Origin of the sequence: Actinomadura sp. WMMA1423, assembly GCF_006547145.1 — a bacterium.
Taxonomy (GTDB): Bacteria; Actinomycetota; Actinomycetes; order Streptosporangiales; family Streptosporangiaceae; genus Spirillospora.
Map to the genome: position 1 here is coordinate 1,691,192 of NZ_CP041244.1, position 13,233 is coordinate 1,704,424.

At 72.9% G+C, this 13,233-nt stretch carries 13 protein-coding genes; 4 read left to right on the forward strand and 9 right to left on the reverse strand.

Annotated features, from left to right (window positions below; genetic code table 11):
• Positions 1 to 7 precede the first annotated feature (7 nt).
• The 3 genes from FKD65_RS07805 to FKD65_RS07815 are packed head-to-tail and all read right to left on the reverse strand — an operon-like array spanning position 8 to position 2,972.
• Positions 8 to 1,096: a glycosyltransferase gene (locus FKD65_RS07805; protein ID WP_141576833.1), complete on the reverse strand. Its 1,089-nt coding sequence runs from the start codon at positions 1,094 to 1,096 to the stop codon at positions 8 to 10.
• A complete protein-coding gene (locus FKD65_RS07810; protein ID WP_168220978.1) occupies positions 1,093 to 1,833 on the reverse strand; it encodes a DUF2334 domain-containing protein in 741 nt (246 codons plus the stop codon). Before FKD65_RS07810 ends, FKD65_RS07805 begins: the two co-directional genes overlap by 4 nt.
• The gene (locus FKD65_RS07815) at positions 1,830 to 2,972 is read right to left on the reverse strand and encodes a glycosyltransferase family 1 protein (RefSeq protein ID WP_205718596.1); all 1,143 of its coding nucleotides are present in this window, start codon (positions 2,970 to 2,972) and stop codon (positions 1,830 to 1,832) included. The genes FKD65_RS07810 and FKD65_RS07815 overlap by 4 nt, the downstream gene beginning before the upstream one ends.
• 149 nt (positions 2,973 to 3,121) lie before the next feature.
• On the opposite strand from FKD65_RS07815, the gene FKD65_RS07820 reads away from it, so the two are divergent.
• Positions 3,122 to 3,973 (forward strand): DUF72 domain-containing protein, encoded by an 852-nt coding sequence (locus tag FKD65_RS07820; RefSeq protein WP_141576836.1) that lies wholly within the window; start codon positions 3,122 to 3,124, stop codon positions 3,971 to 3,973.
• Between the two features lie 4 nt (positions 3,974 to 3,977).
• Here the strand turns inward: FKD65_RS07820 and FKD65_RS07825 are convergent, their stop codons facing one another.
• Positions 3,978 to 4,679: a FadR/GntR family transcriptional regulator gene (locus FKD65_RS07825; RefSeq protein ID WP_141576837.1), complete on the reverse strand. Its 702-nt coding sequence runs from the start codon at positions 4,677 to 4,679 to the stop codon at positions 3,978 to 3,980.
• A 138-nt stretch (positions 4,680 to 4,817) separates the two neighbouring features.
• Between FKD65_RS07825 and FKD65_RS07830 the strand changes: the two genes are divergently transcribed.
• A complete protein-coding gene (locus tag FKD65_RS07830) occupies positions 4,818 to 6,236 on the forward strand; it encodes a GntP family permease (protein ID WP_141576838.1) in 1,419 nt (472 codons plus the stop codon).
• Between the two features lie 27 nt (positions 6,237 to 6,263).
• On the opposite strand, the gene FKD65_RS07835 is transcribed toward FKD65_RS07830, so the two are convergent.
• From FKD65_RS07835 to FKD65_RS07855, 5 genes are all read right to left on the reverse strand, one after another.
• Positions 6,264 to 7,478: an RNA-guided endonuclease TnpB family protein gene (locus FKD65_RS07835; protein ID WP_141576839.1), complete on the reverse strand. Its 1,215-nt coding sequence runs from the start codon at positions 7,476 to 7,478 to the stop codon at positions 6,264 to 6,266.
• A 122-nt stretch (positions 7,479 to 7,600) separates the two neighbouring features.
• The gene (locus FKD65_RS07840) at positions 7,601 to 8,557 is read right to left on the reverse strand and encodes a glycine betaine ABC transporter substrate-binding protein (RefSeq protein ID WP_205718598.1); all 957 of its coding nucleotides are present in this window, start codon (positions 8,555 to 8,557) and stop codon (positions 7,601 to 7,603) included.
• 19 nt (positions 8,558 to 8,576) lie between these two features.
• Positions 8,577 to 9,350 carry an ABC transporter permease gene (locus FKD65_RS07845; protein ID WP_141576840.1) on the reverse strand — a complete coding sequence of 258 codons (774 nt, stop codon included), beginning with the start codon at positions 9,348 to 9,350 and terminating at the stop codon, positions 8,577 to 8,579.
• Entirely contained in the window at positions 9,347 to 10,357 is a 1,011-nt protein-coding gene (locus tag FKD65_RS07850; protein ID WP_141576841.1) for an ABC transporter ATP-binding protein, read from the reverse strand. The genes FKD65_RS07845 and FKD65_RS07850 overlap by 4 nt, the downstream gene beginning before the upstream one ends.
• The gene (locus FKD65_RS07855; RefSeq protein ID WP_141576842.1) at positions 10,354 to 10,998 is read right to left on the reverse strand and encodes an ABC transporter permease; all 645 of its coding nucleotides are present in this window, start codon (positions 10,996 to 10,998) and stop codon (positions 10,354 to 10,356) included. The genes FKD65_RS07850 and FKD65_RS07855 overlap by 4 nt, the downstream gene beginning before the upstream one ends.
• A gap of 464 nt (positions 10,999 to 11,462) precedes the next feature.
• Between FKD65_RS07855 and FKD65_RS07860 the strand changes: the two genes are divergently transcribed.
• Both FKD65_RS07860 and FKD65_RS46570 read left to right on the forward strand, forming a co-directional pair.
• Complete coding sequence (locus FKD65_RS07860; RefSeq protein WP_141576843.1) at positions 11,463 to 12,413, forward strand: alpha/beta hydrolase; 951 nt, start codon at positions 11,463 to 11,465, stop codon at positions 12,411 to 12,413.
• A gap of 397 nt (positions 12,414 to 12,810) precedes the next feature.
• The gene (locus FKD65_RS46570; protein ID WP_368367231.1) at positions 12,811 to 13,194 is read left to right on the forward strand and encodes a VOC family protein; all 384 of its coding nucleotides are present in this window, start codon (positions 12,811 to 12,813) and stop codon (positions 13,192 to 13,194) included.
• Positions 13,195 to 13,233 lie beyond the last annotated feature (39 nt).

Genomic DNA, 13,233 nt, shown 5'->3' on the forward strand with positions numbered 1-13,233 from the left:
AGGCCGGTCAGGGCCCCTCGAGGATCTCCAGCATCCGCGCGGTCGCGGTGGTCCAGGGGTAGTGCTCGGCCCGGGCGCGGGCGGCGGCCCGGCGCTCGGACCGCGGCGACCGGACGATCTCCCGGACGGCGTCGGCGAACCTTCCGGGCGTGGCGGGGACGGCGACGCCCGCTCCGGGCGCCAGAAGCTCCTGGGCCGCGCCGCCGTCCGCCGCCACGACGGCCGTACCGCAGGCGAGCGCCTCCAGCACGGCGAGGCCGAACGACTCGACGGCGCAGGTGGCGAGGACCACGTCGGCTCCGGCCAGCAGCGCGGCCACGTCGCCGCGCCCCTCGACGTGCCCGTGGAACCGGACGGGGAGCGCCTCGCGCGCGGCCAGCCCGCGCAGCGCCGGGTACAGCGGACCGCTGCCGACGACGTCCAGGTGGGCGCGGACACCCCGGCGGCGGAGTTCGCGCAGCGTCATGAGGGCGAGGGCGGGGGCCTTCTCCCGCGAGAGGCGTCCGAGGTGCAGGAGCCGGAGGCGGTCGTCGCCGCCGGGGACGGCGGCCGGGCGGAAGGTGGCGAGGTCGACGCCGAGCGGCACGCGGTGCAGGTGGGGCGCCCCGACCCGGGCGAACTCGGCCGCGGCGAACGCCGAGGTCGTCACGATCGCGTCGAACCCCGAGGCGAGCCGGCGGTTCCAGCGGTCGGTGAGCGGCGCCAGCGGCACCCGGCCCGGCGTGTGCGGCGCGAGGATCGCGTCGAGGCGCTCATGCGAGAACAGCACGGCGCGGACACCGCGCCTGCGGGCCCAGCGGGCCGCCACGGTGAGGCTGGCCTTGTCGGACACCTCGACCACGTCGGGGGCGAGCCGCGCCAGCACCCGCAGCACCGGCCGCGGATCCAGGACGAACCGGTAGCCGGGCGCGACCGACGCGCCCGGCACCGTGATGAGCAGGCCCTTCTCGCTCTCCGTCCGCGTGTGCGCGCGGCCGGGGACGACCAGCGCCCGCTGGTGACCGGCGGCGGCGTATCCGGATCCGAGCATGTCCACCGCCGTGCGCAGCCCGCCGGACACCGGGCTGTACAGGTTGGCCAGCTGGACGATCCTCACGCCGTCACCACCGCCTCGTAGGTCATCGGCCGGCCGCCCGCGGCCAGCGCCGCGTCGACGGCGGTCAGCGCGGCGCCGCGCAGGCCGGGCCGGGCCAGGTCGGAGGGGTGCAGGGCGATCCGGAACGGCGTCCGCAGCCGGGAGAAGGCGCGGGCCGCGTCGATCATCAGGCGGGCGCCGGCGCGCTCGCCGGTCCCGCCCGGCCGGTGGGAGAGGGCGGGCATCCGGCGGACCGGCCCGCCGGGCAGGCAGTGGACCGCCAGGTGGCTGGTCCAGTAGGCGAACCCGAGTGCGGCCAGCGCGCGTCGCGTGCCCCCGGATGCCAGCCATCCGGGTGGCGTGAAGCCCGCCACCCCTATGCCGGCGCCGGCGAGCGCCTCCAGGCCGGCCCGGAGCCGCTGGTGGGCCTGCTGCTCGGTCAGCGTCCAGAACTCCCCCGCGCCCCTGGCGAGCGCCTGGTTCACACCGCGCCGCCACCGCGGGCCGCCGGGCACGCCTTCGTGCAGGTAGCCGTGCAGGGCGAGCTCGTGGCCGCGGTCGGCCGCGCCGTGCAGGAACCCGACCAGCTCGGGGTCGTCGGGAAGCGCGGGCCCTCCGGCGAACGCCCCCGGGATCAGCAGCAGGGTGGCGGGGACGCCGCGGGCGTCCAGGTCGGCGATCCAGCGGGCGGTGGCGTCCGCGGTGCTCGGGGCCACGTCGTGCACCGACACCACGAACGGGAAGCGGTCCCGGCTCATGCGGCGTGCTTCGCGCGCCGGACGGCTCCCTGCCGCGCGGACGTCCCGTAGGCCACCTGGCGGTAGTGGCCGATCAGCTCCTCGCACACGGTGTCCCATCCGCGTCCCTCGACGGACGCCAGGGCGCCTCTGCCCAGCCGCCGCCGCAGGGCGGGGTCCGCCGCCAGTGCGGCCACGGCCGCGCGCAGCCCGTCGCCTTCGTCGGGCGCGTACAGCAGCCCGTTGGTCCCCGGACGGACCAGGTCGAGCGGGCCTCCGGCCGCCGCCGCCACGACGGGGACGCCGCACGCGAGCGCCTCCTGGATCGTCTGGCAGAACGTGTCGTCGGCGCCGGTGTGGACGAACACGTCCAGGGACGCCATGAGCCGCGACAGTTCGGTGCCGGTGCGGAACCCCGTGAACACGGCGTCCGGCATCAGGCGGCGCAGGCGCCGCTCCTCCGGCCCGTCCCCCACGACCACGAGCCGTGTCCCCGGCAGGTCCGCCAACCGGGCGAGCATCCGCGGCCGCTTCTCCGCGGCGAGACGCCCGACGTACCCGACCAGGACCTCACCGTCCGGGGCCAGTCGCCCCCGCAGCTCGGCCGAGCGGTGTGCGGGACGGAAGCGCCGCCGGTCCACGCCCCGTCCCCACAGCGACAGGCGCGGGACGCCGCGGCGCTCCAGCTCCGCCAGCACGGGGGTGGACGGGGCGAGCGTGCGGTCGGCGCGCCCGTGCAGGCGGCGCAGCCACCACCACACGAGCGGGTCGGTGCCGCGCAGCCCGTACCGCCGGGCGAATCCGGCGATGTCGGTCTGGAACACCGCCACGGACGGGACGTCCAGCCGTTCGGCCGCCGCCAGCCCGGACGCGCCGAGCACCAGCGGTGAGGCCAGGTGGACGACGTCGGGCCCGAATTCCCGCAGCAGCGCGGTGACCCTTCGGACCGGGAGGCCGAGCACGAAGGAGGGATAGAAGGGGAGCGCGAACCCGGGGACGAGTTCCACCCGGGCGCCGGCGTAGGTGTCCGGTCCGGGGCCGGGGGCGACGACCAGGGCCTGGTGCCCGCCCGCGGCGAGCTGTTCGAGGATGCGGCAGACCGAGCCGGTGACCCCGTTGAACCGGGGCAGGAACGACTCGGTCACGATGGCGACCTTCACGGCGCAAAAGCTGGCCGTCCAGAACAACGTCCCAGCCGCGCTCGCCGACCGGGAAGGCGAACAACGTGCGAACCTTCCGCTCGGCGGCTCCGCGTTCGCACCCGCCCTCGCCGGGCCCGGAGATTCTCGATCCCCGGTAGCGTCGGGGGATGCGGCTTCATGTGGGGTGCGCGATGTGGGCCCACGCGCGGTGGCAGGGGCGGTTCGTCCCGCCGTCGCTGCCTCCCGGCGAGCGGTTGCGGGCCTACGCGAGCTGGTGCAACGCGGTGGAGGGCAACACCACCTTCTACGCGACGCCCGGACGGGCCACCGTGGAGTCGTGGGCGGAGCAGACCGGGCCGGACTTCCGGTTCGTGCTCAAGCTGCCGAAGCCGATCACGCACGAGCGGCGGCTCGCCGGGGGCGGGGAGGAGCTGCGGGCGTTCCTGCACGCGATCGAGCCGCTCCGGTCGCGGGCGCACGCGCTGTGGGTGCAGCTCCCCGCATCCTTCGGGCCCGGCGACCTCGGCACGCTGGCGGCGTTCCTGCGCGGCCTGCCCGCCGAGCACAGGTACGCCGTCGAGGTGCGCCACCGGGCGTTCTTCGAGGACGCCGGACGCGCGCGCGACCTCGAACGGGTGCTGTCCCTGGCCGGCGCCGAGTGGGTCCCGTTCGACACGACCGAGTTCTTCCGGAGCCGTCCGACCAGCGACGCCGAGCGGGACGCCTGGACCAAGAAGCCGCGGGTGCCGCGCCGGGCGGCGGCGCTCACCGGCGCCCCGATCGTCCGCTACCTCGGGCGGGACGACGCCGCGCGCACCGTCGAGGGCTGGCGGTTCTGGGTCGGCCGGGTCGCCGAGTGGCTGGCCGAGGGGCGCTCCCCGACCGTGTTCGTCCACACGCCCGACAACGCCGACGCGCTCGAGCTCGCCCGCCGCTTCCACGACGAGGTGAGGGCGCGCGTGCCCGGGGTCGAGCCGCTGCCCGAGCCCGTCCCGGCCGAGCCGCCGACGCTGTTCTGACCGGTCAGCCGGGTTCCAGCATCGCCCGGGTCGCCTCCTCGACGATGTCGCGCATGGCGCGTTCGGCGGCCTCGGCGTCGCCGGCCTGCACGGCCTGCGCCACCTCGGCGTGCCAGCGGATCGCGGCCGGCTCGGGGTGCGCGGGCATCAGGTCGTGGTGGGTGCGGCCGGTCAGGACGGCGGCGACCACGCCGCTCAGCGCGCCCATCATCTCGTTGCCGGACGCCTCCAGGAGCGTCCGGTGGAAGCGGATGTCCGCGGCGAGGTAGGCCTCCAGGTCGCCGGACCTGCCGTGCACCGCCATCTCCATGACCGCGCCGGTCAGCGCGCCGCACTGCGCCGGCGTCGCGCGGCCGGCGGCCAGGGCGGCGGCCACCGGCTCCAGCCCGCGGCGCAGCTCGCCCAGCGAGCGCAGCTGCTCCTCCCGCCCGTCGCCCTCCAGCCGCCAGCCGATGATCTGCGGGTCGAAGACGTTCCAGACCGAGCGCGGGGCCACCGTGACGCCGACCCGGCGGCGGCTCGTGACCATGCCCATCGACTCCAGGACCCGGATCGCCTCCCGGACCACCGACCGGGACACCGCGAACCGCGCCTCCAGCTGCTCGATCCGCAGCACCTCGCCCGCGGGCAGGTCGCCGGAGGTGATCAGCATGCCGAGCCGGTCGAGGACGCTGCCGTGCAGCCCCGCCGGAGGGGTCTCCGCCATGCGGCCAATCATCACATGAACTGGCACATATGCCGACAAAGATACGATTTTACGAACGTATCCCTTGTTAAAGGCAGGTTATACCCGCGACACTCGGGCGACCATCATCGTTCGCTCCGGCTCCCAGGAGGATGACGCATGCACCCGATCGTGCTGGCCGCGGCGCCGGCGGCCTCCAGCGGGAGGCTCGTGCCGGCCGCGCTCGCCGGCATCGCGCTGATCGTCGTACTGATCACCTACTTCAAGGTGCACCCGTTCCTGAGCCTGACGCTCGGCTCGCTGCTGGTCGGGGCCGTCGCGGGGCTGCCGGTCGCCGACACCATCGACGCGTTCGTCAAGGGGTTCGGCGACACCGCCGCCGGGGTCGGCGCCCTGATCGCGTTCGGTGCCATGTTCGGCAAGCTGCTGGCGGACTCCGGTGGCGCGGACCAGATCGTCGACACGATCATCGGACGCACCGGGCGCCGCTTCCTGCCGTGGGCGATGGCCCTGGTCGGAGCGCTGATCGGGCTGCCGATGTTCTTCGAGATCGGGCTGGTCCTGCTGGTGCCGGTCATCGTGCTGGTCGCGCGCCGCGCCCAGATGTCGATCATCGCGGTCGGGATCCCCGCGCTGGCGGGCCTGTCGGCGATGCACGGGCTCGTCCCGCCGCATCCGGGCCCGCTCGTCGCGATCGACGCCCTCAAGGCCGACCTCGGCCTCACGCTCGGCCTCGGCATCCTCGTCGCGCTCCCGACCATCGCGCTGTCGGGCCCCGTCTTCGCCCGGTACGCGGCCCGCTGGGTGGACGTCCCCGCGCCGGACCTCTACGTCACCGGCGCGGACGAGCGCGAGGCCGAGGACGAGCATGCCGCCCCCGCCGAGGGCGGCATGAAGGTCAAGCCGCGGCGCCGTCCTTCCTTCCCCGTCACCCTGCTCACCGTGCTCCTCCCGGTCGTGCTGATGCTGGGCAAGGCCATCGCCGACATCACGCTGGACGAGGGCGGCCACGCGCGCACCGTCCTGGACAACCTCGGCACCCCGCTCGTGGCACTGATCATCGCGGTCGTCGTCGCCATGTTCACCTTCGGGCTCGGCTCGGGCATGGACCGGGACGCGATCGCCTCCTCGCTCGCCGGGTCGCTGCCGCCCATCGCCGGGCCGCTGCTGATCGTGGCCGCGGGAGGCGGCTTCAAGCAGACGCTCGTCGACACCGGGATCGGCGACCTGGTGGCCGACTGGGTCAAGGACAGCGACCTGTCGGTGCTGTTCCTGGCGTGGCTGGTCGCGGTGCTCATCCGGCTCGCCACGGGCTCGGCGACCGTCGCCACCGTCACCGCGGCGGGGATCCTCGCGCCGGTGGTCAGCACGCTCGACAGCGGGGAGACCTCGCTGCTCGTCCTCGCGATCGGGGCCGGGTCGCTGTTCTTCTCGCACGTCAACGACGCGGGATTCTGGCTGGTCAAGGAGTATTTCGGGCTGACGGTCGGGCAGAACATCCGGACGTGGTCGATCATGGAGACCGTGATCTCGGTGTCCGGACTGGTGCTCGTCCTCCTGCTGAACCTGGTGGTTTGACGCGCTTCCCGGCCTGACGGCCGGGGGTCAGTCCGTGCCGCGCGTTGACGCGGCACCTCTGTGGCTTCCTGTTTCGCTGACCCGCGCGACCGCGAGCGGTCGTCTTACCAGGTCTCCACAGGCGTTTGACCTGTCCGCCCGTCCGGCGGCCAGGATGTTGATCGCCGCGTTGACGTCCCGGTCGTGCTCCGCGCCACAGGCGCAGGTCCACGACCGGACGCCAAGCGGCATCGAATCGGCGACGGCGCCGCACGCCGAGCACAGCTTCGACGAGGGGAACCAGCGGTCGATCTTGACCAAGGTCCGACCGTATCGGGCGGCCTTGTACTCCAGCATCCGGGTGAAGGCCGACCAGCCCGCATCATGGATGCTCTTGGCCAGATTCGTGCGCGTCAGACCTTTCACCGACAGGTTCTCCACGTACACCGCTTGGTTGTCGCGGATGATGCTCGTGGAAAGCTTGTGGGCGAAGTCCCGGCGCGCGTCGGCCACCCGGGCGTGCGCCCGCGCGACCTTGACGAGGGCCTTCTTTCTGTTCGCCGAGCCCTTTTCCTTGCGGCTGAGGGTCTGCTGCGCCTTGCGCAGTCGTCCCTCTGCCCGGCGCAGGAATCGAGGATTTGTGATCTTTCGGCCGTCCGACAGGACCGCGAAATGTGTCAACCCCAGGTCGATCCCCAGATCGCCCGGCGTCGTCGGCAACGGCTCGGCGGCGACCTGGACCACGAAGGAGGCGAAGTAGCGCCCGGACGCATCCTTGATCATCGTGACCGAGGACGGCTCGGCGGGCAGCTCCCGTGACCAGCGCACCCGCACGTCACCGATCTTCGGCAGGCGTAGCCTCCCGGCCACTGTGATCGAGAACCGGGCATTGCGGGTGAAGCGGACCGCCTGCCGCCTGTCCTTGCGCGACCGGAACCGGGGCGCGGCCACCTTGGGCCCCCTCCGCTGACCGCCTAGAGAGGCCAGGAAGTTGCGGTAGGCGGTGTTCAGGTCCGCCAGTGCCTGTTGCAGGACGACGGCCGATACCTCGCCCAGCCATGCTCGCTCGCCGGTCTTCTTGGCATTGGTGACCACCTGCTTGGACAGCTCTCCGTCGGAGATGTACGGCAGCCCCGCCTCGCGGGCGCCCTGGCGTACGCGCAATCCGTCGTTGAACACCACACGGGCGCACCCGAACGCCTTCGCCAACTGGAGCTGCTGGCCGGGCGTCGGGTACACACGGTAGTTGTAACGTAGCTGCACGACGCCATCGTGCCATCGACTCATGCCGAAAGTGGCGGCATCCACTGACCTGCACGAGGGCGGTCGCGGTCCCGTCACAATGGCACGCTTCCGCGAAGGCAGAGGACACGGCCGTCAGGTTGCTACCCGCCGATGAAGCCCTTGGACTTCAGCCAGGTCTCGGCCACCTCCTCGGGCTGCTTCCCCTTGATGTCCACCTCGCCGTTGAGCTCCTGGAGCACCGAGTCGGTGAGCACCGCGGCGATCGGGTTCACGATCTTCCCGATGCCGGGAGCCTCCTTGTAGACGGACTCCCGGACGGTGAGGGCGGGGTTGTAGACGGGGAAGAACCTCTTGTCGTCCGGGACGGGGGTCAGGCCCAGCGCCTTGATGCGCCCGTCGGTCGTGGCCACCTCCCCGAAGGCGCACGGCTTGCCCTTGCCGACGGCGTCGTAGATGGCGCCCTCGGCCAGGGTCGCGACCGCCGACTTCGGCAGGCCGAAGCCGTAGGCCTTCTGGAGGCCGGGCCACCCGTCACTGCGTCCCGCGAACTCGCTCGCCACGCACGTGGACGCCTTCGACGGATCGCTCTTCGCCAGCCGCGCGTAGCCCGACAGGTCCGCGATCCCGAGCCGCCGCATGGTCGTCGTCTTCACCGCGATGGCGTAGGTGTTGTTGGCCGGAGCCGCCGCCAGCCATCTCACCTTGTTCTTCGCGAGATCCTGCTCCGCGACGGCCGCGTACTGCCCGGCCGGGTCGCCGATCGGCTCGGTCTGCTTGAGGTAGTTGATCCAGGCCGTCCCCGTGTACTCCCAGTACGTGTCGACGCTGCCGGACGTCAGGGCGGCGCGGGTCGTGTTGCTGCCCTGGAGCCCGCACTTCTCCTTGACGGTCGCGCCCGCCGAACGCAGCGCGAGCGCGGTGATCTGGCAGAGGACGAGCTGCTCGGTGAACTCCTTGGACCCGACGGTCAGGGTGACGCCCTTCAGCGACGCGCCCTCGGCCAGGCTCCCGGCCTTGGCGTCGGTGCCGGCGGAGCTGAAGCATCCGGCGGTCAGGGCGGCGGCGGCGAGGGACGCGGCGGCGGGGAGCATGCGCATGGTGACTCTCCTCAGGGGTTCAGAGGCCGCGGGGGCGCAGGACGAACTCGACGATGCCGATCAGCCAGTCGGCGGCCATCGCGAGCACGGCGGTCAGGACGCTTCCGGTGAGCAGGATCGGGGTCCGGTTGAGGGAGATGCCGGTGTTGATGAGGTCGCCGAGCCCGCCCGCGTTGGTGAACGCGGCCAGCGTGGCGCTGCCCACGTTGAGGATCACCGCGACCCGGACGCTGGCGAGGATCACCGGAACGGCGAGCGGCAGCTCGACGCGGAACAGGACCGCCGCCCTGGACAGGCCGATGCCGCGACCCGCCTCGATGAGCGACCGGTCGACCCCGCGCAGGCCGACCATCGTGTTGCGCAGCACCGGCAGGGCCGACACCAGGATGAGCGCGATCACCGCCTTCTGGAAGCCGATGCCGACGGTGACGGCGAGCAGGACGAGGACCCCGATGGACGGGACGGCCTGGCCCACGTTGGCGAGCGCGAGGAACGGCGCCGACAGCCGGTCCAGCCGCGGCCGGGTCAGCAGCACGCCGAGCGGGATCGCGATCGCCAGCACGAGCGCCGTCGACACCGCGACCAGCGAGATGTGCCGGAGGAACTGGTGGGTGATCTCGGAGCGGTCGAGGGATCGGCGCTCGATCGCGTCGAGGTCCAGGCCGCGCACGTACAGGTAGAGGGCCGCCGACACGGCGGCGAGGACGACGGGTGTGGCGAGGAGCCCGGTGAGGGAGCGCCCGGCGGCCTCGCCGCCGGTCCTCGTCCGCTCCGGCACCGCCGTGACGGTCATCGCCGCGGCTCCGGGGCCTGCCGGACGATCTCCGGCCACGAGACGGCGCCGGCGGGGCGCCCGTCCCCGTCCAGGACGGTCGCGGTCTCCGTCCCGGCGCGCAGCATCGCGTCGAGCGCCTCGTACAGGGACTGGTCCGCGCGGACGGTCGCGTCCGGGGCCCCCTCCGCCGCGGGCCGCAGGCCGATCGAGCCGACCTCGACCAGCCGCAGCCGCCGCATCGCGGCGCCCGCCCCGACGAACTCCCTGACGAACCCGTCGGCCGGCTCGGCGAGGATCGCGGCGGGCGTGTCGTACTGGACGAGCCGCGCCCCCTGCCCGAGGATCGCGATCCGGTCGCCGAGCTTGAGCGCTTCGCCGAGATCGTGGGTGACCAGCACGATCGTCTTGCGGATCCGCTCCTGGAGTCCCAGGAACGCGTCCTGCAGGCGCTCCCGCGTGATCGGGTCGAGGGCGCCGAACGGCTCGTCCATCAGCATCGCGGGCGGGTCGGCGGCGAGGGCGCGGGCGACGCCGACGCGCTGCTGCTGCCCGCCGGACAGCTCCTTCGGGTACCGGCCGCGGTACGTGCCCGGGTCGAGGCCGACCATGTCGAGCAGCTCGTCGACGCGGGCGCGGACGCGGCCCCCGTCCCAGCCGAGCGTGCGCGGGATCAGCCCGACGTTCGCGGCGATCGTCATGTGCGGGAACAGCCCGACCTGCTGGATCACGTAGCCGATGCGGCGGCGCAGCCGGTCGGGGTCGGCGCGGGTGACGTCCTGGCCGTCGAGCAGGATCCGGCCCGCGGTCGGCTCGATCAGCCGGTTGATCAGGCGCAGCGTGGTCGTCTTGCCGCAGCCGGACGGGCCCAGCAGCACGACGATCTCCCCGTCCCGGACGCCGAGCGTGAGGTCGTCGACGGCCGGGGCGTCCTGCCCCGGATACCGCTTGGTGACGCCCTCCAGCCGGATCATCTCCCGTCCGGCCGGGGCGGCCCGCTCGGTCTCGGTCGCGGCGGGTTCGGTCATCGCAGCCCCCTGGGGGTGGTGAGCCGGGACAGCAGGACGAACAGCGCGTCCAGGGCGAGCGCCAGGACCGCGACGCCGAGCGTGCCGGCGAGGGTGTCGTTCAGCGCGTTGGCGCCGCCGATGCGGGCCAGCCCCCCGAAGATCAGCTCGCCCAGCCCCGGCCCCGCCACCGCCGCGGCGATCGCCGCGATCGCCACCGTCATGATCGTGGCGACGCGGACGCCGGTGAGCACGACCGGCCAGGCCAGCGGCAGCCTGACCCTCAGCATCCGGCTCAGCGGGCTCATCCCCATCCCCCGCGCCGCCTCCTCGACGGCGCTCGGCACGCCGTCCAGACCGGTGATCGTGTTGCGCAGGATCGGGAACACCGCGTACAGCGCCAGCGCGGTGACGGTGGGCGCCAGGCCCAGCCCGAACACCGGGATGAGCAGCCCGAACAGCGCGAGCGACGGGATGGTCAGCATCGTGCCGGTGACGCCGAGGGCCAGCCCCCGCGCCCTCGGCCGCCCCTCGACCGCGATGCCGAGCCCGACCCCGACCACCGCCGCGATCGCGACGGCGATCAGGACGACCTCGGCGTGCTCGCCCGTCATCCGGGCGATCGTGGGCCAGCGTTCGGACAGATACTCGGAGAAGCTCATCGCCGCCTCCCGCGAGGGTCGGCGGGAGCCCGGACAGCAGTGGAGTCGGCGTCTCCCATACCTCAGAGGCTGCCTACGGATGATCAGTCTGGCAATAACAGATCAGTGAGACCCCCACCCACCCCGCCAACGCTCCTCCACGATGCGAGCCCTCGTCGCGCCCCTCCGTAGGCCCTCCAAACGCTCCCACCCCCTCCCCGCCCCTCCGCCCGGACAGCACGCCCTCCCCTCCCTCCAGAACCGCCCCCTCGCGCCCCCTCCGGAAGGCGAACCTCCCTGACGCTCCCCTGAATCCGAGCGCCTGACGCCCCCTCGGAAACCGGGCCCCACGGCCCCCTCCGGGAGGCGAACCCTCCTGACGCCCCCTCGGAAACCGGGCCCTGACGCCCCCTCGTGAAGGGTGGCTGGGCAAACAGCGAGACGCGGCCGACACTAAGGGGCACACCGTCGAAAGGAGCCCCGAGGTGCCGTACGCCTACGATCCGGAACTCCTCCCCTGGGTCGAGATGGTCCCGAAGCTGACGATCGCCGACATCGAGCAGACCCGCCGGGACGAGGCGAACATGTTCGCCGGGATGCCGAAGTACGTGCCTCCCGTGCCGGTCGAGACCCGCGACATCACCATTCCCGGACCGCAGGGCGCCCCCGACATCCCCCTCCGCGTCTACGCCCCGGCGAACCGGGGCGGCCTCCTCCCTGGCCTCGTCTACATCCACCCCGGCGGATTCGCCCTCGGAGGCATCGACCTGTCGGAGGACGACGCGACCGCCATCGCGGCAGAAGTCGGCGCCCTCGTGGTGTCCGTCGAGTACCGCCTCGCTCCCGAGCACCCCTTCCCCGCCGGCCTTGAGGACTGCTACACCGCCCTTACCTGGACGGCGGCGAACGCCGCGGACCTCGGCATCGACCCGGACCGCCTGGCGGTGGGCGGTGAGAGCGCGGGCGGCGGACTGTCCGCCGCCGTCGCTCTGCTCGCCCGCGACCGGGGCGGTCCCCCACTGCGCTTCCAGTTCCTCGGCGTCCCGGAGGTGGACGACCGCCTCGACACCCCGTCCATGCGAGCCTTCACCGACACCCCGATCTGGCACCGCCCCAACGCCGAACTGAGCTGGGACTACTACCTGGGCAAGGGCGTCCGCGGCACCGATGGCGTCTCCCCGTACGCGGCGCCCGCCCGAGCCGAGGACCTGTCCGGGCTACCGCCCGCCTACGTGACGGCCTGCGAGTTCGACCCCCTGCGCGACGAGGGGCTGGCCTACGCGCAGAGACTCATCCAGGCGGGCGTCCCGACGGAGGTGCACCACTACCCCGGCACCTTCCACGGCTCCACGATGGTCAGGGACGCCGCCGTGACAAAACGGATGCTCGCCGACAGCATGGACGCCCTCCGCCGCGCACTACACCCCGCCGCCTGACCCAAGACGACCACGGCAACGCCCCAAGCCACTGAGACGACAGCACCGCGCCAACGGCAGTCGCGAGCCCCCTCGCGTGCACCCTCACAACTTCGCCACCCGCCGATCACCCCCCTTCCGCACAGTGGAAACAACCCCCACCCCAGCAACGCACACCCGCAAGAATCCAAACGTCCGACACCTACCCCCACCCCAGGCTGGACGCGGCCCCCGCTTCCCAGGGCCGCGCCCACCCCAGCCCCAGCCGCCAGCCGCCAGTCGCCAGTCGCCAGTCGCCAGGATCATGTTCGATCCGCGTCCCGACCCGCGCATTGCACGCCGTCGCTTGCTTCGGGATTAGCCAGCAGCTCTGTTCCCGCATCGGGGCGCGTCAGTGGGGACGGCTAGCCTCTTGGCCATGGCAGCGCGCTTCTCCCACCTGGTCGTCGATGCTCGTGAACCGCCTACCTCCGCCGAACTCTGGGCGGCCGTCCGCGAGCAGCCTGTCCTCCACCACTCGGACGACGAGGGTCATCGGAGGGGGCGGACCCGCACACCTCTCCCGGGTTGCGCCTCATCCGCGACGACGGCGAGAAGACCTCGAAAGCGAAGACCTCGAAGAACCGGCTGCGCATCGACCTCGGCCCGAAGGAACCAGACCGCCGAAGGGCGGCGCATCCACGCTCTGGGCGCCCGCCGAGTCGACATCGGCCAGTCCGCCGAGTTGTCGTGGGTCGTCCTCGCCGCCCCTGAGTGCAACGAGTCCTGTGCGTTGCGGCCTCACGCCTCTCTCATTGACTAGCTCCTCTGTGCACGTGCCGACTCCAGGATGGGATGGCAG